Source organism: Sphingobacterium alimentarium, from assembly GCF_004342685.1.
GTDB lineage: Bacteria > Bacteroidota > Bacteroidia > Sphingobacteriales > Sphingobacteriaceae > Sphingobacterium > Sphingobacterium alimentarium.
Genome location: NZ_SMBZ01000011.1, coordinates 1 through 22,249, shown reverse-complemented (window position 1 = coordinate 22,249; position 22,249 = coordinate 1). Strand labels below are relative to the sequence as shown.

The following is a 22,249-nucleotide window of genomic DNA, read 5'->3' as shown; positions in this document are numbered from 1 at the left end:
ATAAAAATCAAAATGGAGAATCATCGGGCATTTCATCTTTTCCAAAATTCCAGTTTGCATGTGCATTAAGATTTGTGCTCTGAATGCTTGGCTTATTCTCGAGAAATGAGAAATCTGTAATAACTCCATCTTGCGAATTTCCAAACCCTGTTTCATCCCATTGTGTGAAATTAGTTGTCTTTCCCTCAAAATTCATAAGCACAGTATCAGTTGATCCATTGCGATGTTTTGCAACAATAACCTCTGCCATTCCGGCCGTGGATCGCCCTTCTTCATCTTCTGTTAAACCGTAATATTCTGGGCGGTAAAGGAAGCAAACCATATCAGCATCTTGCTCGATAGATCCTGATTCGCGCAAATCTGAAAGCATTGGCCGCTTATTATTCCCTGGACGAGATTCTACGGCACGGCTCAATTGTGATAAAGCAATTATCGGAATATTCAGTTCTTTTGCTAAAATTTTTAATCCCCTAGAAATATCGCTCACTGCATCAAATCGGGATTTTCCATGAACAGTGATAAGCTGAAGATAATCGATTACAATAATTTCAATTCCGTGCAATCGTCTAAGACGTTTAGCTTTAGAAGATAATTCGATCAATGTCAATCCAGGGGTATCATCCCAATGAATTGGTAATTCTGCAAGTATTGCAGCTTTGGAATGAAGTTGTTGCCACTCGTGATCAGCAAGATTTAATTTCTTAATTCTCTCAAGCGCAATCCCTGTTTCGAATGATAGAATTCGATGAATCAATTGCTCCTTAGCCATTTCAAGAGAAAAAATAGCAACGGGTTTACCTGCTTTCGCAGCATTTATTGCTTTCTTGAGTGCATATGCCGTCTTTCCCATAGCAGGGCGTGCGGCTAAGATAATCAAATCCGAAGGTTGCCAGCCACCGGTTAAAGCGTTCATTTGGTCATTGCCTGTATCTACACCCGTTACATCTTTTACTCCCATTGCGGCTTTTTTAGCCATATCAGCAAGCACTTCATTTAATGCTTGTTTCTGACTTACTTCTTTGCGACTTGAAACATGATTTACCAATCCATCGCGCTCAGTTTCGTAAGTTGAAAGGATATCAAAAACATCTTTTGTTTCATCATAACAGTCATTTATCGTGATGCTAGATAACCTAATCAATTCACGTTGCATGAATTTTTGAGCGATAATTCTAGAATGAAATTCGATGTTTACAGAGTTCACCACCCGATCAGTAAGTTCAGTGAGATAGTAAGCTCCTCCAACTTTTTCTAAGTCTCCAGTCTTTCGAAGTTTCTGCATCACAACCATCAAATCCAAAGGATCACCCGAAATTGAAACTTCCTGAGCGGCTTTGTAAATCAGCTGATGAGCTTCTTTGTAAAACATTTCAGGTCTCAGAATATCAGCCACAAACATCAAAGCAGTGCTTTCTGATAAAATTGAACCCAAAACTGTTTGCTCCAAATCCAGAGCCATTGGCGGCAGCTTCCCTAACCAATCCTTTTCTTTTCTCATTTCAATCCGTTTCTTTTCTTTTGATCGGCTGTTAAAGTTGTAGTATCACGCCAATCGCCAAATCTCCAAATCCACTTTCCAACAATCTCTTTGTCTACTCCTTCATGGGTTGGTTTTTCACCAACATCTTTACTCAGCGCTGATTCCTTTTGAACGTTTTTTAAATAAACTTTACCATACCATGAAACAAAATGCAGTTGGGCATCCCTTGTGGATTTAGTGAATTGGTTTTGATCTTTAAGATGCTCTTCAAACAAATCAAGGAGTATAAACATTTTATCAGGTAAGACTGAATTTTTCATTCCAAATCTATCTCTCCATGCTCCCCATCTTTCAGATTTCAATAGTTTGATAACAGTTTCAACACTGATAACTGCATCAGGTAAAATTTTATCTAAATCAACTTCTTGAATGGAAGGTGGAAGATTTTCATTTTCTATCATACTTTCATTGTTTATTGGTTTCTTTGTTTCATTGTTTATTGGTTTATCTATGGGTGCAGTGCTAGAGCCAGTGCTAGAATCAATGCTAAAGTCAATGCTGTGGTCGGTGCTATTATCAATGCCGTTGCTTTTTTGATACGGCAGTATTGAATGTTGTCGCAATGCTGGGCTCAATGCTGTATGCTGTGCTGTTGCATTTTTGACACGGCATATTTCAATAATACATGCACTATATTGGTTCTTACTCTCTTGGATTATCTTAATAAAACCCCAGTCAGATAAATCCTTTAAAGCTGTTAAGTAGGTTTTTTTATTCCCTATTGAAAGACCTTCCATTGTGTCTTGAGTAGGTAAGCCGAAGTGCTTTTTCCAATTTAACCTATTGTTAAGCTCAAGGATCCACATAAATAACGCGGTATGAATTGCTTTTGCCTCAATTTTTTCAAAGGCAAAATCAAACCACGCTCTGGTGAGCTGATAACCATTGATACTATTGTTATCCCCTATAACCTTCTTTGTAGCTGCCATAATTAGAAACCTTCGTCAGATAAGTAATATCCCCTTGACTCTTTAAATGAAACTCCATGTAAATCAAAAGAATAGATATAGAAACCAATATCACAATAAATGTCAGTAAGATAACAGAATCTTCCAGATGTGTCTACTTCATTCCCTATTAAATAAATGCGGATTTTCATCCGTTCTTTTATAGCTCCCGTTCTTTTTCTTAGGTACCGCTCCATCCCTCGTCTTAATTTAATAGATTCAAGAAAAGCAGATAAACCGATCTTACCTTCTTTGAAGAAGAATAAAGAAATATTAAAATGTCCGTCTACCCTATCGACAAAAATCATATCAACTGACCCATAGTTTCCAACTCGCAAGTCTTTTATTCTTTTGCTAGGGAGTGCTACTGGAAAACCTCTTTCTCTCAATTCCGTTAAATCTGCTTCCCTGACAAGTTTTTTCAAATCTTTTTCCAAAATTTTCATGATTAGTAATTTTTTTTGATTAAAAAAGCCTTACCAAGGTTAGAGCCCGCCAGCTCCTCCCTTAGATAAGGCTATGAATATCTTCTTTCGAATGGCGGTTCGATATATTAAGTAATCCAAATTTACAACTTATTTTAAGTAATCCTAATGGATAACTTTTTTTTATTTTATTAAATATTTTTTAGCCGTGTAAATAGCATCGCTTATTTCAATGAATACTTGGTTGTTAACTTTACTTGAAAGCGTCTTTAGAAGCAATTCTATTTCGCCTATAATATCAATTATCTTTGATTGTAAGCTTTCATTTTCAATTAGTTCAGAAAAGTCATAAAGCGCGTTTATTTGCCTCCCAATAATCGATATGAACATTGATACCTCATAGCCATATTCTGACCCATACTTGCTCGCGTTATCAAAAATTAGGCGTAGGTCTTCCCTGATAACATCAACCTCGTTGACATTACCTGCGTTGATTTCTTTATGAACCATGGTTACGCTGCTTTAGAAATTTGGGAATTATTTAGATACCATAATACCTCACGCAGTTCGCATACTGCTTCGAATATTTCTGGATTGTATTCTTCCGCTACAAGGTGATCTGGGTGATTGTAGAACTTTTCAATTAAAGCTTCTAAAGAATTAATAGCGCTTTGGATCTCTTCAATTTTTGAACCGATAGAGTTTGCCGTAATTGGCATTGTTGGGAATTTTGATTTATTTCGCATTTTATTCAAAATTAACGGCAACAAAAAAGCCCTGCCGTGTGGGTCGCGAAATAAATCAAAGTGAGTAAAGAACTCGAAATTGAAACCACATCGACAGGGTTTACCTGTATAGCAAAGCACCTTGTGCTTGAAAATATTTTTAGTAAAGTTTTTTGGAAGAAGTGCCTTTACTGTCCACTTTAATTTATTTCGCTATCACAAATATAGCTAAACTAATTTGAATTATGCAAATTAATTTTTTATTCCGTTACTACATCTGAAAAATCACCTGTAGAAGTATTCAATGTGCATTTAGCATATTTAGTAATTATACCTCCAAATGCATTTTTACCTCTATATTTCATAATCACGTTTACAGTGCCATCTTTATTATCTGTATACCTTGTTTCCACATGTTCAAAGCTTGAGGGATCGTTTAAATTATCCTTTATATAGTTTCTAAATTTTGTGTATGAACCGTCATATTTAGAAAAATGTCTTTCTATTCTACCTTTGGGATCATTAGCTTCATAATCACTTTGCTGTTTATACGATTTAAAACACTGATCCATAATAAATATAATAACAAGAATTATAGCAGCCCATTTTAATAGGGGATAATATTTATGATTCATATTAAATCCCCTCAGTTATTTTTCCTTCTACACTGTTTTTTATTGCCACCAAGCCATCTATTATTATGCCCTGTTGATCTATTATTTTGTTATTCTGTTCAATTTGCTTTTGCTGATTAGAAACTATAACATCTAATTTGTAATACCATAATATAAGATTTCTAAAAACAACAAATAATACAACAATAACTGCGATTACAATAGTAAAGTAAACCAAGCTTCCGATACCTGTTCCAGCGGCAGCTTGTAAAAGTATATTTTTCATAACAATATTTAAGTTAAAAATTGTCCTAATATACAACAATGAATTTTAACTTAAATGTATGATAACTAAAAAAGGATTCTATTTTATAGAAGCCTTTTTTACATTACAACAAATCATAACTAGTTGTTTTTATACTTTTTATTAATTACATCTTCAATTACTGGACGTAAACTATCAATTTCTTTTTTGCTAACAGGAACTGGGATAAAAGAGGATACAAAATATTCAATTGGATATATCCTACGTTGATTATTTTTAAAATATGTCCGATCTGTTACACCACATCATTAGATTATTCATGATCAGATTTAATAAGTTCAATCTCTTTTTCAAATTCTGCTTTGTTTTTACGCCAAATAGCTTCTAGTCTTTTAGTCTCTTTTACCCATCCCTTGTGAGTTGAAGGGCTAAAATAACCGTAAACAATCATCATAGTATCCCAAATTACACCTCTCATATCTGACCAATTAGAAAGGCAGGAATTGCATATTTTTTTATTGTCATGTGAATCCCCACATCTTATACACTTTCTCATTCTACCTCCTTACTTTCTCCTAAAAAATTAGCTGGTCTTTCAACCTTTTCAAATTCATACACCCATACCCAGGGATTAGAATCCCATGAATCTGCACCATTAATTTTACACCACAAAGAATTGAATGACCAATATGGAGGCAGACCATCATTAAATAGCTTGTTATTATCTAAGTAATTTTGATACAATTGTCCTTGTGAAGCTAATTGTAGTCTACTCATGAGTAAAGGATTCAAACCTTCAGCTATCGCATCATCTTGTGTAATATCCTGCAGTCTCTCTGCTCGTACATTAGTCACTTTTAAGAAAATCCTTGCTGCCTCTTTAGGCATGAATATCGAAGGTTTCCATTTACTCAAGTCAGGATTTTCTGAATTTGCTTTATAACAAAAATCTTCTAGATCATCACTCCACCTCCATGTCTCTCGTACCCAAAGAATATCATCTACATTAGCAATGGGCTTAATGTCATTGCAATTATCATTTTTAGGTCTTTCATCCCAATCTAATGAAGTTACTTCTGTAATTAATCCATCCTTTGTTTGCCCAATTCGAAACAAACCACTTTCATGACGGCTTTTAATTATCCGTCTAGTCTGTGTTTTTCTTCCCTTTAGTATAGCATCTACCATAGGAGTACTAAATAGTATTGGTTTAATTTTCATATCTATATAAATAATTGGCCTTGTATGATGGCTTGTGATTGAATAGTATTAATTAATGCACACCAGTTTAATGCTTCTTGATTTGAATGAAATACTTTAAATGATGCTAATCCATTTTGGGTATAAAGGACCTGATTAGGTTTTTGGCTATCAATGCGAAGACCGAATAACACTCTCATTTTTGAAAGAGTTTTATTTTCTTTATTATAGAGAAGAATATATTTTGACTTATCAAATACCCACCCCAACACTTCGTAATTGGATATATCTTTAAACTGTGGCGATGTCAGCTGACCTAAAATTGATTTAGTAATCTTCACCTTTTTTAATTCAACAATCATATCTCTTAAAATTAAAAAGCCCTCATCAGGAATCCCCAGCGTCTCACTTCTGGTTCATCCTAACAAGGGCTAAAATGTCTTATTAATTGTATTAATGTGAGACGATACAATTGGTACATCAAATGTACAATATAAATACAAGTTATCCAAATAGATTACTTGTATTTAACAATTAAAACCCTAATTCTATTTTATCGGGAGCAATATCAAATACACCTGGTTTAACTTGTAAAGGTTCTGCTTGCACTTTTTCTAAAGCTTCAGTCCTGCTATTTGCTTTGATATTATAGGCTCCAGCACGTACTCCCTTAAGTATGATATCAAAGCCTTCTTTAACTTCTGATACAAGCTGAATAAATTGTGGATTATCGCATGATGGAAAATCAAAGTTCTGAATGCGAAGAAACATGTCATTTATTTTTTCGTTGTCGGTCATAACTAAAAAGGATAAATATTAAAATTTTCTAATACCAGCCCTGATGTTGCAATCGTGACTGTTTTTAATGTTGCATCTTCAATTCTCTTTTTGAAGATTTTTGCATCTGAGTTTCTATCAGACAAGTGTATAAGCACTATATTATTAACCATTGATAGATCATTGGCTTTAAGTGTTTTGATAGCTGTTTCCACGCTCATGTGTGATTTTAAAACTCTATTGCGTAGAAATTGATTTTCTGCCAATTGCCGATCAATTATATCTTGGCTATAATTGGCTTCAATTAAAACATTGGTTAGACCAGGAAACCTATAATCACAATAGATTGTATCCGTTAAAAATAACGTAGTTCCCATTTCATTGTGTCGAATTAAAAAGCCTAATGGCTCAATAACATCATGATGCACATCAAATCCTATGATATCAAATGGACCTATTGAAAATTTCTTGTTTTTAACAATAGGATTAAGTCTATGGCTCTGAAATTTAAAACCTTTTATAGTTCCGGCAGATGCATAGACATCAATCCCCGATTTAACCAAGTCCTTGACGCCTTTGCAATGATCACCATGCTCATGGGTAACCAAACAGCCAACAACATTGCTTAAATCAAAATTCAATGCTTGTTTGACCTTTTCAAACCTTACCCCGCACTCGACAATAAGAGTTTCCCCATTATTGTCGGTGAAAAGGTAGCAGTTTCCATCACTATTGCTATTTATGATGTTCAGCCTCATTTTAGAATCCTAAAGTTGGCGTATCATCGACAGGGTTTTCGTTGGGCTGCATTACACTTGCAGCAGGGGCTTGTTTCTCCGGCTCTATATACCTAGGTTTTTCTTCTACAACATTAGCATCTTCAAAACCTATCTCAAGCTTATTAGCATTATTTGAGATATCAGATTTAACTTGAAGAAGAGTTTGATCACTTCCAGTAAGAGTTATCGCCTCCTGTTGCATCATTTTAACAAGGTGCTCATCAATTTTCTCGCTGTCAATAGTAATTGAATTATATGCAGCACGTTTAATTGTTTTCTCCACCATTTCCTCAAACCAACCTTCAATATGCTCGGTTTCATTTGAATTGTACTTTTTCTTTTCCCCACCCCAAAACTCAGCAGACGCGTATTTAGGTTTACGTTTTTCGATATCCTTCATCGTCATAACTTTTAGACGATTCTTTTCAGGATTGCTGTGGAATACATGGTAATAGAACCCGCCTATAATCTCACCGCGGTCAAAGTCATTTACTATCTCAAAATCATAGGATTCAATTTTGTTGTCTTTATTCTTTTTATAAGACTTGAATTTGTCATTTGAGTAAACGACCTCAACAATCACATCATCAGGAACTTCAAAACCATATTTTATAGCTTTAATTTTCATCCCTTCATAACCAATAATAAACCCAATATCGAATTTACTTGTCTTATTATTTTTGTACGGAATTAAATTGATGTGGTTATCCTGAAGCGGGTCCAATCCTATACTTGAATAAGCTACTACATCCAATGCTAATTGAGACATATTAACGTTTTTCCATGCAAATTCTAATGGGTCTGAATCTCTTTTTGATAACCTTTTAATTTCATTATCCTTTAAAGTCATATCCAACTTGATAAAGTAATTTTGGATAAGTTTCTTTTGGAAGTTTGTTACTTCCAATGAGCCTGCATTAGTTGTAAATTCACGCATTACTGCATGGGTAAAACGCTCTGATTGTGATTCTTGTTGAGGGGCAACTTGATTGTTAGAAGTTGTTGCTAAATTTTGATTTGACATGATATATTATTTTATTGATTTATAAATACAATGATTTAGTTGGTTTGATGGCATTGGCATTTTGATTTTATCGCAGTACATTAAGGCTATGTGTTCGCCCGGGATTTTATATTTACATCCCGAGCATGACACTTTAGGTATGGATGTAGGCGCGACTACTTTTTTTGCCATTACGCCACTCTTAATTTCTCATCTTGAGGTGAAACAATAAGATTTATGGTTTGTGCTGCTGTATCAGGAATTGCAGATACAGATTCACGGTTATCCAGGAATACCGGCGCGACTACTCCATAATGAGCAGATAGTGTATTGATGATATCTATTCCGACTAGAATTTTACCTGCAGTATTTAGATCCGAAAATGGTACACCATTGTAAGTAGTTTGACATGTTGGCTCCTCACCTCCATTAATTAATGGTTTGAATAATTTGAATTTTGCAAACTTGAACATACTGTTCACGCGATTTTCTAATTCTTCAGATTTTGCCCTTTCGTATTTCTCAGCAATGAATTCTTGTTTTTCTAGGGAAGCCAGTTCCCGCGACATTGATTTCTCTTGGTCTTTAAGTTCCAGGATACGTAAATCAATTTTTGCTATTTGATCACTATTATTTAGCTTTCTTTTCTCAGAATCAAGCTCCGCATTGATAGTCGCTTTCCGAATTCTTAAATCACCATAATCTACAGGTATAGATTCAAGCTGCGTTTCCAATTCAGAAATTTTAGAATTGTTATGCTTAATTCGATCATCCAATTGAACACGATCTTCAAATGAAACTACCTCCACTTTGTTGTTCGCTGAATTTTCAATACGGCGAGTAACCTCTCCTATGGAAATTTTAAGATTACTTATTGATGTAAGAAGGGCTGATTTAGTTAACTCAAATTGGTCTACAGCATGCTTAATATCATCTTCACGTTTGTTTAGATCACTTTTCAAGCCTTTCCCCTGCTCATTAATAGATTCTAATTCTTTACGTTTTATAAAATCAAACTTAGCTTGTAATCCATTGATGTTATCCTCTTCATGTTCTCTACCACATTCTTTACAAATCTTATCTTCAGGATTTAAAGTGCGCCCATTTACAGAAGCAAATAGTATTCTAAGACTCGCAAGCCTATCATTTATATCTTGCTTATCGCGTTCAATTCTTGCAAGCTGGTCCGCATGTGAAGATTCTAGTTGTTTTAGTTGGCTTTCCTGGATTCTTAATTGTGATTCAAGGTTAGCGAGCTTTGCTTTATCTTCATTCACTCCGGAATTAGCTTGGTTTATTTCAGAATTATACGCACTGCGATGATCTGCTTCGATATTCTGAATTTCTAGCTTTAATGCATGGATATCTTGCTGAACCTTTTGAATTCTTTTATTCTCACTTTCATTTGCTGCATTCTTATCAACAATAGCCTGCTCCAAAGCGTCGTATTGCGTTTGAAGTTCAGCTATACGATTATTAATAGAGTCTTCATCAATTGGTTCAGGTTTACTTCTTTCCGCTTCGTCGATTCGTGATGGAATAGAGGATAAAGCATCCTTAAGATTCTTTTTATTAAGAGCCACCATTGCTTTAAATTCCTTTAGGCTCTTGCCGTCCAGAGATTTTAATAACTGTTGTAATTCTGGATATTTACCTACTAAAAAATCATCTGTAATTTCGCCGGCCAATTCGGATAATACAGCTCTTTGATCTTGCCATTTTTGAGAATTAAAGTATAGCGGATTCGTGATTAGCTTGAACACATTTTCTGGCAATAAATCATTTACTTTGGCTTGAAACTCACCCGCATTTACCGGAACTTCATTCCAAAAATATAGATGCTCATTACCAGTGAATTCTGCGACTTCTTCACCTCTTTTCTTCGTCCATTTTTCTTTTTGTATATGGCGGATAGAAATATCTTGTCCATCGACTTCAATAATTGCTGACACTTCATTTTCCGTACGGTTTTTAGTTTCACCTTTGTTATCCAAGGGTTTTACATTAAAATCCTTACGATCGGAGGAATCCTTTCCAAAGAGTAACCAGGTAAAGGCATCAAAAATTGTAGTTTTTCCAGACGCATTGGCACCATAGATATTGGTGATAAATTTAAAATCAACTGAGAAGTTCTTTACTCCTTTAAAGTTGACCATTGTAAGTGTTTTGATTAGGATATTCATATTCTTTTAATTATGATAATAGATTTATTAATTGCTCCAGTTTTTTGTCATCATTGATTTTTGGAAGGTTGATGTAGTTTCCCTGAGTAGTAATTTCAACTGTTTGAAGATTCGTTATTTCAATCACCACATTACCTTTCTTTAATTTGTAATCAACTACCTGATCACCGTCGTCGTCCTGCCATTCAAACTTTTTAAATCCAAGACTTTTCAATTTCTCATGTGTCAGCATATCTTTCTATTTTGCATTTATCTTTACACCTTTATCTTTGAAGTATTGGCTATTTATATATTCAGCGACAGTTCTTGATGCAGCTAAGGCTTGGATTTCCACTCTATCGATTTGCCAAGACTTGCCTATTTCTCCTCGAGGGGTTATCAGGCCATCTTTTATCCAGTTGTCTACTTTAGCGCGACCATATGTCCTGTAAGCTTCGGATTTATTGATATAGGGTTTAATCGCTCCTGTTTCAGATAATGCTTTTGTTGCACCCAGCTCAGCTGCTGATGTAAGCATGTTGCGCAATTCATAATCAAATACTGATCTCATTATTCCTCCTACTTTTATTTGCGCTCCTTTTCTTTTCGGATACTACAACTTCAATGTATCCACCATCATCGATTGCGTTAACGGTGGTTTCATATTTATAATTGGGTTTTTCAAATTTCATTTTACGTCCAGCTGCTTCGCGTACAGCCTTTATATGTTGTAAATGAAATCTTTTCACAGATTCACCATTTGGGTCCATCTGAGCGATATAATCTGTTACTGAGGGTTGTTTATCTATTTTTATGATTTCCATTTTTATAAGTTTTAGTTGGTTTATTTAATGTTATCCCGATGCTTAACGCGAAGAGCGCAAGATTGACTTTATCAGACTCCCCAGTCTTCTCCCGAATATTTTGCAAATGCGTAGATATAGTTTCTGGGGACCGATGAAGCGTGTCCGCTATTAGCTTGTCGGGTAATCTTATAAGCTTTAGAACTTCAATTTCAGATTTACTCAGGTATCCATTAGACACTTTAATTGAGCAACATAGTTTTCCCTCGAATTGACATTTACCTCTTAATCCACAATCGTAGTATTCTGACCGGCTCACATTGCCATGCTTATCAAAATCAGGCTTGTCATCCAGACCGCCGAAATTGCAAAGCATGTATCTGTAAATTCGATCTTCTCTTCTTAGATTTGGCCATTGATTTAGATAGATTATCTTATCAGGATTATTCAACATATCCTGCTTGACTAGGTCAATCACTTTCTTTGGAAAGAATGGCCACTTATATTGTCTCTTATTATGGGAGCACCAAAGAATTTTTGTGTCAAAATCCTCCCAAATCTCAGCTCCTTTGTCAATCATCCCAGCGTATATTTTTTGTTTATTCATATGGTACTATTTTGTGATTGATTGCATTAAGTAATTATATTACCTTTGTTTTGTTCGTATGGTACAAATGTAAACATAATACTTACAGTGTCAATAAGTATTTTACTTACTTTGTGAAATTATTTTGCAAATGATTGATTATCAAGGAGAAAAATTTAAAGAATTTTTGAAGTCTAAAAACATTGGGGCATCAAAAGCAGCTGAAATATTAGGAGTTTCTCGCCAAACCGTTTATCAATACTTTAAGTCAACCTCTCTAGAAAGAGAAACCGTAAGCAATATATTGTCAAAATTTCAGACCTCAGAAGAAGATGTTTTTGGAATTAATAGACAGACTGTTATTAGACCTATTCACCAAAACGCTAGAGATTTAGGTGATGCCACTATTTATGATGAGGAGGGCTTAAATAAATTTGTTGAAATATCTCCTGGTCGATACAGAATGGGAGTTGAACTTGTACCCGTATACGCTCAAGCTGGATACTTATCTGGATACATGGACCAACAATATTTAGAAGAATTGCCGAAACATTATATTACCGTAGATAAATTTGTAAAAGGAAACTATAAAGCATTTGAGATTTCTGGAGATAGTATGGACAATGGAAGCATAAAAGATGCTCTACCTCATGGCACCATTGTAACCTGTCGTGAAGTAAAGCGTGAACTTTGGACAAGTAAATTTCATACTCATGAATGGCCAAATTGGATTATTGTACATAAAACTGAAGGTATTGTCGCGAAGCAAATTGCAAAACAAAACTTAGAAACAGGTACCTTAACTTTAAGATCACTAAATCCGGATAAAGACAGATATCCCGATTTTGAAATAAAATTAGATGACTGTGTCCAGATTTTTAATGTGGTAAAAAGAGAATTAAAATAAAATGGCACCTGGTTGGGTTTATACTGATGCTGAAATTAGGATATTGACTTTGGTTAAAAATCGAATAAAATCGGAATTTAAATCAAAAGGCATTGAAATCACCGGCGGAATATTTATAAAACCAAAACCAAAAAATTCACGATTAGACTTATTCGAAATAAACGGAACTCTTCACAAAAGAGAATCCTTTCAAAGGATAACAAAAGAATTTATTATGTCAGTCAACCTTAATTACCAAGATACTGAAAAAGAAAGAGTCTTAGATTATACTGAGTTTCTTTATTATACTCTAATTGATTCTGTACTTACGAAAAATTTAATATTTCGTAGGTACTATCAAAACATGGAATTTCAGACATTTAGAATTTCACCTTATTTATGGCTGGGCAATTGCCCCTTTTATATAACACACACATCAAAACTTAAACTAATATGAAAGAAGAAAAGGATCCTAATTCATTAGAGGTACAGGTTGGACGTCGCTTTAAAGAATTCCGTTTGACCCATAATATCAAACAAACTGATATAGATATCATGCAAAAGCAAAATGTATCAAGGATCGAAAACGGGAACAGACTTCCTGGGCATGAACTTATGATATACATGCTTAAAAAATACAATATGGACCTAAATTGGTTATTGACTGGTGAAAAATTATCAAGTCGTAAAATATCAGATCCAGAGAAAATAACCAGAGAAAGAGTTACTAAATAGATTTCTCTCGCAAAAGGGCCAACACCCCTTCTTGTACATCATCAACAATCTGCCAATCTTTGGCAATATAAACATCAGTTATTGTATTCGATGAGTGGTTTAGTGCAGCAGCCACATCATCCTTACTAAATCTACATTCGTTTCTAGCCAGGCTCGCAAATGTATGACGAGCATGGTAAAAAGTAAGTCTTTCAATTCCTAATAATTCACCAATGTCTCGCAATGAATTGCTAAGTCTATTATTTAATGACTTAATAGTTTTGTACCTTCTAAATAAGCTTTCAGAATATTTAATAATATAATTTTTTGCCTCATCTGGAATTTTCACTGACATAAAGGCATTATCTGATCTTTTATTTTCAGTCTTAGATCTATTGTAATTAAACCTCACAACATGCTTCTTCCCAAGACTGTTGAATATATCAGCAGCATTAATACCACACATATAAAAGGAGAACATAAATAAATCTCTAGCTATTACATCAGCTTCAATATTTAACTCTATATCTCTAATGGATTTAATTTGCTCTAATGACAAATTTCGATTTTCCGAAGGTTTTACTTTAACCTTAACAAGCTTACGAAATGGATCATTGGGAATTTTAATTTGCCCAGTATCCTCATCGTTATACTGATCCTTCATTGCATTAAAGATTGTCATAACGTTATTTATTGTGGTGAGAATGGTTTGATTTGATCTCGATCCTCGGGCGATTGCATCTTTACGTATTGGTATGCGCAGAAATATCTGGAATTCCTGAAGAAATTTTACATTGAGGTCCAACGGGGAAAGGCTATCAGCTTTTACAAATTCTTTTAAGCGTTTCATTGAGTCACTAAGTTTAAGAATTGTACCAGCACTACCTTGATATCTATTTTTCCATTCTTTAAAAAACGCAAACAGGTCTAATACTTCATCATTCCTTTCAAAATATTGCTTTAGTTGAACAGCAGTCATCACCTCACCTTTTACGCCAAGAGCATTCACTTCTTCGCGCATTCTATTCAGTTCTATACTAAGAAATCTATCAATAAATATTTTTTTTAATCGTAACTTTGTGTCCAAATCTTCTTTATTTGCAACAATTGATGTATCTAAATATACAGAGGAACCTTTTTGTGAAATTCTGATTTTCACCCCCCAAGTTCCATTTTGTTTTTTATGATGCTTTAGAATAGTCGCTGAAATTGAAGCCATTTATTTTGTAAATATTGCTGTAAATTATTTGTAAATTTTATAGAAACAAAATAAGCAATAATATCTGATATTTTTAGCAATGATTTTCAAGATGCTAATATTTATAGTAACATAATTATTTGATTATCAAATATTTAAACCGTAAAATAGGTAAAATTATAATATTTAATGAGAGATTTATCTTGGTTGTCAAGAACAGAAGCTTTAATAGGTCGTGAGGCTTTAGAAAAATTGGCGAATTCGCATGTATTGGTATTGGGACTAGGTGGCGTGGGTTCATTTGCTGCCGAATTTATCGCGCGTGCAGGTGTGGGCAAGATGACCATCATCGATGGTGATACGGTAGACCCTTCAAACCGTAATAGACAATTGCCCGCATTAGCAACCAACCATGGCGTAGCCAAAGCGCAAATCATGAAACAACGCTTGCTGGATATCAATCCCCAATTGGATTTGACCGTCTATGAAGAGTTTGTCATCCCTGATCGTGTAGAAAAATTAATCGCCGAACAGCCGGACTACATTGTAGAAGCTATTGATAGCATCACGCCCAAATTGTTTTTGATACGTCAGGCTTATGCGGCCAAAATTCCGTTCGTAAGTTCAATGGGTGCAGGTGGAAAAGTGGATCCTACTAAAATCAAAATTGCGGATATTAGCGATACATACAATTGTAAATTAGCACATCATATACGCAAAAAACTCCGCAAACATGATATCCGTAAAGGTGTAAAAGTTGCTTTCTCCACCGAATTACCGGACAAAGCTTCTCTTCTGTACACCGACGGCAGCAATTACAAGAAATCTGCGTACGGCACGATGTCATACCTTCCCGCAGTATTTGGGGGAGCAATCGCCTCAGTAGCTATTCGGGATTTGATAGATATGAAAACGTTATAAATACAAAAGAGGCTTAATCGATTGGAGCCTCTTTTGTATTTTTAGACATTCATTAATATTTCATTTTCCTGCTCCAGAATTTATATTTCGCCGTATATTTGATAATTTAGTCTCTTGTCAATCTGCTGATTTACACAAAATTAGCGTAACCCTATTTATCTATGTAATTATTAACCGAAGCAAATCGGTGTTTTACCGAAGAAGCAACTAGGTTCGCCTAAATCGAGTAATCGCATCAAAAATTATAGGTTATTTTTGAAACATAATCAGAAAAATAATTGTTAAGTATATATTTAAAACAAAGAAATCATGGCGTACAAAGAAACCTTTAATATTTCAGGCGAGAACTTATTAAAAAAAGTAAAAGAGCTTTTTAACGAAGCTAACGTAACTAAAATTACTATCGCTGATAAGAATGAAAGAGAAATTATTAGCTTTCCTGTTTCACTAGGTCTAGTAGGTTTATTCCTGGCTCCAATTTTCGCAGCTGTAGGTGCTATCGCAGCCATCGTTACCGATTGTAAAATTATCGTAGAACGTAAAGACGAGGAGCCGAAAACCGAAGAAAAAGTAAATGCAGAACCGGTAAATGAAGATTCAAATCCTTTAGTATAAATTATTTAATACAATACACTGAAAAATGATATTAATTGCAGTTATATTTCCTTGGCTGTCCTTCTTTCTAAGAGGTAAAATTTTGAGAGGAATAGTATGCGTCATCTTACAATGTACGCTTATAGGTTGGTTGCCAGCAGCTATTTGGGCGGTAGCGTCACATCTGGATGGCAAAAACAAGAGAAGACTGCAACGACATTATCAACAGATGCTTACAGCATAAAATAAGTTTAATTTTTTTTAATTCTATTGAAATAGCCTCCGACATTTGTCGAAGGCTATTCTTTATTTATAAATTATTTCTTGCATTTCGTTCATGATCTTCTGCGCTATGGCTTCAGCTGCTTCAGAACTTGGTCCCTCTGAATAGATTCGAATGATAGGCTCTGTATTGGACTTACGTAAATGAACCCATTCGTTTTCAAAATCGATCTTCAAACCATCAATTGTAGTATGATTTTCATGCGCATATTTCTTTTGCATAGCATCCAATAAACCATCGATATCCAAGTCAGGAGTCAAAGTGATTTTGTTTTTGGACATAAAATACTGTGGCAATTCGGCGCGATAAACTGACATTTTCTTACCCAATTCCGCTAAGTGTGATAATAATATAGCCACACCCACCAAAGCATCACGACCATAGTGTGAAGCTGGGTAGATCACGCCACCATTACCTTCACCACCGATTACAGCGTCCACTTCTTTCATTTTTGTTACGACATTGACCTCTCCTACTGCTGCGGCATAATATTCTCCGCCGTGTTTTAAAGTCACATCACGCAAAGCACGGGTAGAAGATAAATTGGATACTGTATTACCTTTTTGCTTGGAAAGAATATAATCGGCAACAGCCACTAAAGTATATTCCTCACCAAACAACTCACCATCTTCCATCATGAATACCAAACGATCTACATCTGGATCGACAGCGATACCTAAGTCCGCTCCATTCTCCAATACGGCAGCAGACAAATCTGTCAAATGCTCTTTTAAAGGTTCTGGATTGTGCGGAAACTTACCGTTGGGCTCACAGTGAATTTTATAAATAGTCTCTACACCTAATGCTTCGAGCAAGGCAGGGATAAAAATCCCACCAGTACTGTTTACTGCATCCACAGCGACTTTAAAATTTGCTTTTTTTATGGCTTCCACATCCACATATTCGAGGGCCAGTACCGCATCGATATGTTTTTGCAAATAAGATTCATCGTTGATTACTTTACCCAAATCCTGTACTTCTGCAAAATCGAAATCCAAGCTCTCACCTAATGTCAACACATCCTTGCCCTCGGCATCGGAGATGAATTCACCCTTTTCATTTAATAATTTCAACGCATTCCATTGACCCGGATTGTGCGAAGCTGTCAAAATAATTCCTCCAGCAGCTTGCTCTAGCGGCACGGCGATTTCTACTGTAGGTGTAGTAGACAATCCCAAATTAATGACTTCGGCGCCAATACTTTGCAAAGTACCTATGACCAGGTTGCTTACCATCTCTCCGGATTCACGGGCATCACGACCTACTACTATTTTATTGTTACCCGACTTATTGATAAGAATTTTACCAAATGCCGCCGTAAACTTCACAATATCAATAGGTGTAAGGGCTTCTGATGCACGGCCACCTATGGTTCCACGAATTCCTGAAATGGATTTTATTAAAGTCATATTTTTATTTGCAGTTTATGATTTGTAAAAATAAGACATTATAAAAAAAAGACAAGATAATATTCCTAAATAATCACAAAAAACATACCTTTGTTGCAACATTGTGTATTTTGCAATTAAAAGCTGTTTCAGTTTACTTAAAATAATGTATTTTTAATTTATCATATACAATAGAAACCGAGCATATGTTACAACAGATCATCGAAATAGATAAGGAAATATTTCTGGCTATCAATCAAGGACTGAGCAATCCGGTGTTTGATTGGTTGCTACCGATATTAAGGAATCCCTATACGTGGGCTCCTTTATATCTTTTTTTGATAATTTTCTTTATCAAGCATTATGGCAAACTAGGTATTATAATCGTGGCTTGCACGCTGATGAACTTCGGCATATCGGATGCTGTATCTTCGCATCTCATTAAGAAAAGTGTAAAAAGAATTCGGCCCTGCAATGATATAGAGTTCAAACATGACGTAAATGTCAGGGTACGCTGTGGTTCGGGTTATAGTTTTACGAGTTCACATGCTACGAATCATTTTGCGATGGCTTTCTTTTGGATAATATTATTTCGTCGCAAGTGGAAGCATACCTTATGGTTATGCATATTATGGGCAGCATCTATCGCTTTTTCGCAAATATATGTAGGGGTCCATTATCCATTTGATATACTTTGTGGCGCCGCATTGGGAATACTTATCGGGCTGACGTCGGGTTATTTATTTAATCGATTTGTCCCTTCTTTCTTCCGCGAAAAACAGCATTTAACTTCTGAATAATTATATGAGTTCTTTTCTAATTGTTGCCATACTTTTTATCTCTGCCTCCATCGCAGGATTGGCAGTATTTTTTGTAAAACGTGACAACACCAACTATTTGAAATTAATACTTTCATTCAGTGGGGCCTACTTATTTGCAATTACCGTATTGCATCTTATTCCTCATGCGTACAGTGACGGAAATACAAGTCCCGAAGTCATCGGACTATATATTCTGGGGGGATTTATATTTCAACTTTTATTAGAACAATTCTCCCAAGGAATCGAACATGGTCATATTCATCACCATGAAAATTCGGGATTCCCGTTGGGTATTATGGTAAGCTTGTGCTTACACGCTTTTTTGGAAGGCATGCCTTTGGTGGCGGGCCATCAGTCGCAATTGGTATTTGGGATTGCTATACACCACATTCCTGCAGCATTTGCGTTAGGTAGTTTATTGCTTAACACCCGACTTACCAAAAATAGCATTATCATTTTGCTTTTGATATTTGCTGCTATGACTCCGCTGGGTTACCTGACAAGCAGCTTCTTGAGCAATGGCGAAATCAGCAATATTTCTCAACATTTTGATAAAATTATGGCTGTCGTGATCGGTATATTTTTACATATTTCGACTACAATTTTATTTGAATCGGGTTCTGCGGATCACCACAAGTTTAATAAGAAAAAAATGGCTGCTGTATTTTTGGGTATTGCATTGTCCTTAACTACATTTTTGTTTCCTACGCATGATCACAGCCATCATGGACCGGATCATCAGCATGAGCACAATCATGATGACCACAATCACGAGCATCATGACCATGACCACGATGACCATTCAGATCATCATCATTAAAATATATAAATAAGTCCAAATCTTCGATTTGGACTTATTTTTTCGCACTACCTCCCCATTATTTTAAATCATTCTAAATAACTAACAAAGATTTGACAATAACCCTTCCTACCCCTCCATCTATTTTCTTTATCTTTGAGACTTCAAATCAATTAATTTTTGTTTTAACACGAGCATAATGCAAGACAAAATAGCGCTAGATAAGCTGAATAAGGGAGATGAAGCAATCATTGATTCTTTCGCGAATGACTCACTGCCTGCTAAGTTTTATGAACTCGGCTTTGCACCCGGATCTATTATTAAAGTAAAGCACAAAGCTCCTTTTAATGGTCCTATATGTATCAATATTTTACATGACGACTCCTTAATAGCTATCCGTAAATCTGAAGCCGCTTTAATTCTAGCCCGTAAAAAATAATGAGAAAAAAGACTATAGCCTTACTAGGTAACCCTAACGTGGGTAAAACCTCTCTTTTTAACCGTATCACAGGACTCAACCAAAAAGTAGGTAATTATCCTGGAATTACCGTCGAAAAAAGACAAGGAACAGCCAAACTTAACCAAACAGAATACACTATAATTGACCTTCCGGGCACCTATACCCTTTTTCCTAATTCGTTGGATGAAGAGGTCGTGCTCAATACGTTGCTCCAAAAGGAAAATAAAGATTTTCCGGATTTGGTAGTCGTAGTATCTGAACCGAGCACCCTGACCAGAGGTATCATTATTTATCAGCAAGTGCGTGAGCTGGGACTTCCAGCCATCTTCGTCATTAATATGGAAGATGAAATGGCTGACAAAGGTTTGAAGATAGATTACGATAAACTCGAAAGCTATCTAAAAACAAAAGTATACCGTACCAACGCACGTAACGGCAAAGGAATTGACACATTAATTGCTGGATTTGAAAATCAAATAGGTCCATATTTCGGTTCTCTATCCTTGCCACAACAGTACGATCAAGCACTTAATGAGGCTAAAAAACTGTTTCCATTGGATACAGAATATAAAACTTGGATGTATTTGGGTCTAGACGCTCAAAATACGCACGGTCTCGAGACAAGTCAGCAACTAGCTTCTATCCGTGCTAAATATCAATTATCCACCCAACAATTACAAAAGGATGAAGCGATACTGCGTCATGAAAAAGTACAGCAGGCGCTAACCGCAATCGTTCAAAAATCGGAGAACAAGAAATTATCCGTTACGGAGAAAATAGATGAAGTGCTTATGCACCCTATCCTAGGCTATGTGATCTTTTTCGGGATATTATTTTTTATTTTCCAGGCCATCTATGCGTGGTCCGGTCCAGTAATGGATGCTGTAGATGCGTCCTTCGCCTTTATTGGCGAATTTATTGGATCAAATTTTCCAGAGGGCCCTCTGAATGATTTATTGGTAAATGGTATAATAGCGGGTATTGGAGGAATTGTTATTTTCTTGCCGCAGATTATCATTTTGTTCTTATTTATTGCCATCATGGAGGAGACGGGCTATATGAGCCGCGTGGTATTTTTGATGGACCGCTGGTTGAAGCCTTTTGGACTGAATGGTAAATCGGTGATTCCTTTGATGTCGGGAGCTGCTTGTGCTATTCCGGCGGTGATGGCTGCCCGTAATATCGAAAATCCGAAAGAACGCCTATTGACGATGTTGGTTACGCCTTTTATGACCTGTTCGGCGAGACTGCCTATCTATATTGTCATCATTGGTTTGGTGATTCCAGACTCCGATTTCTTAGGTTTCAATCTGCAGGGAATTACCCTATTTGCTATGTATATTCTGGGTATTGTGGGAGCTTTAGGTTCTGCCTTGGTATTGAACAAAATCATCAAGTCGGTACGTAATTCATTCCTGATCTTTGAACTACCAACCTACAAAAGACCAGATGTAAAAAATGTCTTAAACACAGTTTGGGAAAAATCCATGGGATTTTTGATCGGTGCGGGTAAGATTATCTTGGCGATATCCATTATTCTATGGGTATTGGGCAATTTCGGACCTAATGACCGCTTCTCCGAACCTGAAAAATATATTGCTGCAGAAAATCCTCAATTATCTGAAGAAGAAATACAACTGGAAGTATCGGCTTATAAAACAGAATATTCCTATTTAGGCTATTTAGGAAGGGGTATCGAACCGGCTATCCGACCACTCGGCTATGATTGGAAAATTGGTATCGGTCTATTGGCATCCTTTGCTGCGCGTGAGGTTTTCGTAGGTACTGTTGCAGTCGTATATTCATTGGGTGATGATGTCGATATCGAAGATGATACGCAAAAAGCTACACTTTTTGAACGCATGAAATCGGAGATCAACAGAAACACAGGATTGCCAACGTACAATTTTGCTACAGGTATTTCGTTATTATTGTTTTATGCTTTTGCCATGCAATGTATGGCGACTATCGGTGTAGTACGCAAAGAAACAGGCTCATGGAAATGGACATTGATCCAAGCTGGATTTATGACCGCATTAGCCTATATAGCGGCGCTGATAGCTTATCAAATTTTAAAATAAAGAGTATGTCATTAACCATTCAATACATTATTATTGCCATCATATTTGCAGCAGCTGTAATAAGTGTGGTAAGAAAATTTATCCCATCAAAATCGAAAAACAAAAATGGTTGTGGTGCCGGATGTGGCTGTGATATGAATAAATCAACAAATTGATAATCGAGTAGGAAGATAGGGATTATTTCCCTATCTGTCCTCTCACACCACCCGGCATACGGATCCGTACCAAGGCGGTTTGTTAGAATAACGTCGTTTGATGCGTTGTTCTCCAGTAATAGT

General features: G+C 35.7%; 30 protein-coding genes. 10 read left to right on the top strand and 20 right to left on the bottom strand.

What is annotated here, in order from left to right; genetic code table 11:
• Positions 1-7 precede the first annotated feature (7 nt).
• From dnaB to EDC17_RS05710, 18 genes are all read right to left on the bottom strand, one after another.
• Positions 8-1,498: a replicative DNA helicase gene (dnaB, locus tag EDC17_RS05790; protein ID WP_132777203.1), complete on the bottom strand. Its 1,491-nt coding sequence runs from the start codon at positions 1,496-1,498 to the stop codon at positions 8-10.
• Complete coding sequence (locus EDC17_RS05785) at positions 1,495-2,469, bottom strand: hypothetical protein (protein ID WP_132777202.1); 975 nt, start codon at positions 2,467-2,469, stop codon at positions 1,495-1,497. The genes dnaB and EDC17_RS05785 overlap by 4 nt, the downstream gene beginning before the upstream one ends.
• Positions 2,470-2,471: 2 nt before the next feature.
• Positions 2,472-2,933, bottom strand: a complete 462-nt coding sequence (locus EDC17_RS05780; RefSeq protein WP_132777201.1) for a hypothetical protein — start codon at positions 2,931-2,933, stop codon at positions 2,472-2,474.
• A 162-nt stretch (positions 2,934-3,095) separates the two neighbouring features.
• Positions 3,096-3,422, bottom strand: coding sequence for a hypothetical protein (locus EDC17_RS05775; RefSeq protein WP_132777200.1), 327 nt, complete (start codon positions 3,420-3,422; stop codon positions 3,096-3,098).
• Between the two features lie 2 nt (positions 3,423-3,424).
• Positions 3,425-3,658, bottom strand: coding sequence for a hypothetical protein (locus EDC17_RS05770; protein ID WP_132777199.1), 234 nt, complete (start codon positions 3,656-3,658; stop codon positions 3,425-3,427).
• A gap of 239 nt (positions 3,659-3,897) precedes the next feature.
• Positions 3,898-4,272, bottom strand: a complete 375-nt coding sequence (locus tag EDC17_RS05765; protein WP_132777198.1) for a hypothetical protein — start codon at positions 4,270-4,272, stop codon at positions 3,898-3,900.
• A 1-nt stretch (position 4,273) separates the two neighbouring features.
• Complete coding sequence (locus tag EDC17_RS05760; RefSeq protein WP_132777197.1) at positions 4,274-4,537, bottom strand: hypothetical protein; 264 nt, start codon at positions 4,535-4,537, stop codon at positions 4,274-4,276.
• A 292-nt stretch (positions 4,538-4,829) separates the two neighbouring features.
• Positions 4,830-4,994 (bottom strand): hypothetical protein, encoded by a 165-nt coding sequence (locus EDC17_RS16820; RefSeq protein WP_165894370.1) that lies wholly within the window; start codon positions 4,992-4,994, stop codon positions 4,830-4,832.
• A gap of 74 nt (positions 4,995-5,068) precedes the next feature.
• Complete coding sequence (locus EDC17_RS05755; protein WP_132777196.1) at positions 5,069-5,737, bottom strand: ASCH domain-containing protein; 669 nt, start codon at positions 5,735-5,737, stop codon at positions 5,069-5,071.
• A 2-nt stretch (positions 5,738-5,739) separates the two neighbouring features.
• Positions 5,740-6,078, bottom strand: a complete 339-nt coding sequence (locus EDC17_RS05750) for a hypothetical protein (RefSeq protein ID WP_132777195.1) — start codon at positions 6,076-6,078, stop codon at positions 5,740-5,742.
• Positions 6,079-6,250: 172 nt separating this feature from the next.
• The gene (locus tag EDC17_RS05745; RefSeq protein ID WP_132777194.1) at positions 6,251-6,514 is read right to left on the bottom strand and encodes a hypothetical protein; all 264 of its coding nucleotides are present in this window, start codon (positions 6,512-6,514) and stop codon (positions 6,251-6,253) included.
• A gap of 2 nt (positions 6,515-6,516) precedes the next feature.
• Positions 6,517-7,251 (bottom strand): MBL fold metallo-hydrolase, encoded by a 735-nt coding sequence (locus EDC17_RS05740; protein ID WP_132777193.1) that lies wholly within the window; start codon positions 7,249-7,251, stop codon positions 6,517-6,519.
• A 1-nt stretch (position 7,252) separates the two neighbouring features.
• Positions 7,253-8,296: a recombinase RecT gene (locus EDC17_RS05735; RefSeq protein WP_132777192.1), complete on the bottom strand. Its 1,044-nt coding sequence runs from the start codon at positions 8,294-8,296 to the stop codon at positions 7,253-7,255.
• Positions 8,297-8,466: 170 nt separating this feature from the next.
• Positions 8,467-10,458: an AAA family ATPase gene (locus EDC17_RS05730; protein WP_132777191.1), complete on the bottom strand. Its 1,992-nt coding sequence runs from the start codon at positions 10,456-10,458 to the stop codon at positions 8,467-8,469.
• A 10-nt stretch (positions 10,459-10,468) separates the two neighbouring features.
• A complete protein-coding gene (locus EDC17_RS05725) occupies positions 10,469-10,690 on the bottom strand; it encodes a hypothetical protein (protein ID WP_132777190.1) in 222 nt (73 codons plus the stop codon).
• A 6-nt stretch (positions 10,691-10,696) separates the two neighbouring features.
• The gene (locus EDC17_RS05720) at positions 10,697-11,008 is read right to left on the bottom strand and encodes a hypothetical protein (RefSeq protein ID WP_207895698.1); all 312 of its coding nucleotides are present in this window, start codon (positions 11,006-11,008) and stop codon (positions 10,697-10,699) included.
• Positions 10,992-11,261 (bottom strand): hypothetical protein, encoded by a 270-nt coding sequence (locus EDC17_RS05715; protein ID WP_132777189.1) that lies wholly within the window; start codon positions 11,259-11,261, stop codon positions 10,992-10,994. Before EDC17_RS05715 ends, EDC17_RS05720 begins: the two co-directional genes overlap by 17 nt.
• Positions 11,239-11,847 (bottom strand): helix-turn-helix transcriptional regulator, encoded by a 609-nt coding sequence (locus EDC17_RS05710; protein WP_132777188.1) that lies wholly within the window; start codon positions 11,845-11,847, stop codon positions 11,239-11,241. The genes EDC17_RS05715 and EDC17_RS05710 overlap by 23 nt, the downstream gene beginning before the upstream one ends.
• 130 nt (positions 11,848-11,977) lie before the next feature.
• Here EDC17_RS05710 and EDC17_RS05705 point away from each other — a divergent pair, with 130 nt between their 5' ends.
• Together EDC17_RS05705 and EDC17_RS05700 are read left to right on the top strand one after the other, a co-directional pair.
• Positions 11,978-12,733, top strand: a complete 756-nt coding sequence (locus EDC17_RS05705) for an XRE family transcriptional regulator (RefSeq protein WP_132777187.1) — start codon at positions 11,978-11,980, stop codon at positions 12,731-12,733.
• A 432-nt stretch (positions 12,734-13,165) separates the two neighbouring features.
• Entirely contained in the window at positions 13,166-13,447 is a 282-nt protein-coding gene (locus EDC17_RS05700) for a helix-turn-helix domain-containing protein (protein ID WP_132777186.1), read from the top strand.
• On the opposite strand, the gene EDC17_RS05695 is transcribed toward EDC17_RS05700, so the two are convergent.
• Positions 13,440-14,645, bottom strand: coding sequence for a tyrosine-type recombinase/integrase (locus EDC17_RS05695; protein ID WP_132777185.1), 1,206 nt, complete (start codon positions 14,643-14,645; stop codon positions 13,440-13,442). The genes EDC17_RS05700 and EDC17_RS05695 overlap by 8 nt on opposite strands.
• Before the next feature lie 168 nt (positions 14,646-14,813).
• Here EDC17_RS05695 and EDC17_RS05690 point away from each other — a divergent pair, with 168 nt between their 5' ends.
• The 3 genes from EDC17_RS05690 to EDC17_RS05680 all read left to right on the top strand — a co-directional run bounded on the left by EDC17_RS05690 (position 14,814) and on the right by EDC17_RS05680 (position 16,383).
• A complete protein-coding gene (locus EDC17_RS05690; RefSeq protein ID WP_132777184.1) occupies positions 14,814-15,545 on the top strand; it encodes a tRNA threonylcarbamoyladenosine dehydratase in 732 nt (243 codons plus the stop codon).
• Positions 15,546-15,854: 309 nt separating this feature from the next.
• A complete protein-coding gene (locus tag EDC17_RS05685; RefSeq protein WP_132777183.1) occupies positions 15,855-16,160 on the top strand; it encodes a DUF4342 domain-containing protein in 306 nt (101 codons plus the stop codon).
• 25 nt (positions 16,161-16,185) lie between these two features.
• Positions 16,186-16,383, top strand: a complete 198-nt coding sequence (locus EDC17_RS05680; protein ID WP_132777182.1) for a YqaE/Pmp3 family membrane protein — start codon at positions 16,186-16,188, stop codon at positions 16,381-16,383.
• Between the two features lie 62 nt (positions 16,384-16,445).
• Here the strand turns inward: EDC17_RS05680 and glmM are convergent, their stop codons facing one another.
• Positions 16,446-17,831, bottom strand: a complete 1,386-nt coding sequence (glmM, locus tag EDC17_RS05675) for a phosphoglucosamine mutase (protein WP_132777181.1) — start codon at positions 17,829-17,831, stop codon at positions 16,446-16,448.
• A gap of 185 nt (positions 17,832-18,016) precedes the next feature.
• Here glmM and EDC17_RS05670 point away from each other — a divergent pair, with 185 nt between their 5' ends.
• The 5 genes from EDC17_RS05670 to EDC17_RS17565 all read left to right on the top strand — a co-directional run bounded on the left by EDC17_RS05670 (position 18,017) and on the right by EDC17_RS17565 (position 22,126).
• Positions 18,017-18,610 carry a phosphatase PAP2 family protein gene (locus tag EDC17_RS05670; RefSeq protein WP_132777180.1) on the top strand — a complete coding sequence of 198 codons (594 nt, stop codon included), beginning with the start codon at positions 18,017-18,019 and terminating at the stop codon, positions 18,608-18,610.
• Between the two features lie 4 nt (positions 18,611-18,614).
• Positions 18,615-19,451 carry a ZIP family metal transporter gene (locus EDC17_RS05665; protein ID WP_132777179.1) on the top strand — a complete coding sequence of 279 codons (837 nt, stop codon included), beginning with the start codon at positions 18,615-18,617 and terminating at the stop codon, positions 19,449-19,451.
• A 178-nt stretch (positions 19,452-19,629) separates the two neighbouring features.
• Entirely contained in the window at positions 19,630-19,869 is a 240-nt protein-coding gene (locus tag EDC17_RS05660; protein WP_132777178.1) for a FeoA family protein, read from the top strand.
• On the top strand, positions 19,869-21,971 hold the full coding sequence (gene feoB / locus EDC17_RS05655; protein ID WP_132777177.1) for a ferrous iron transport protein B: 2,103 nt from the start codon (positions 19,869-19,871) through the stop codon (positions 21,969-21,971). The genes EDC17_RS05660 and feoB overlap by 1 nt, the downstream gene beginning before the upstream one ends.
• The gene (locus EDC17_RS17565) at positions 21,887-22,126 is read left to right on the top strand and encodes a FeoB-associated Cys-rich membrane protein (RefSeq protein ID WP_132777176.1); all 240 of its coding nucleotides are present in this window, start codon (positions 21,887-21,889) and stop codon (positions 22,124-22,126) included. Before feoB ends, EDC17_RS17565 begins: the two co-directional genes overlap by 85 nt.
• Positions 22,127-22,249 lie beyond the last annotated feature (123 nt).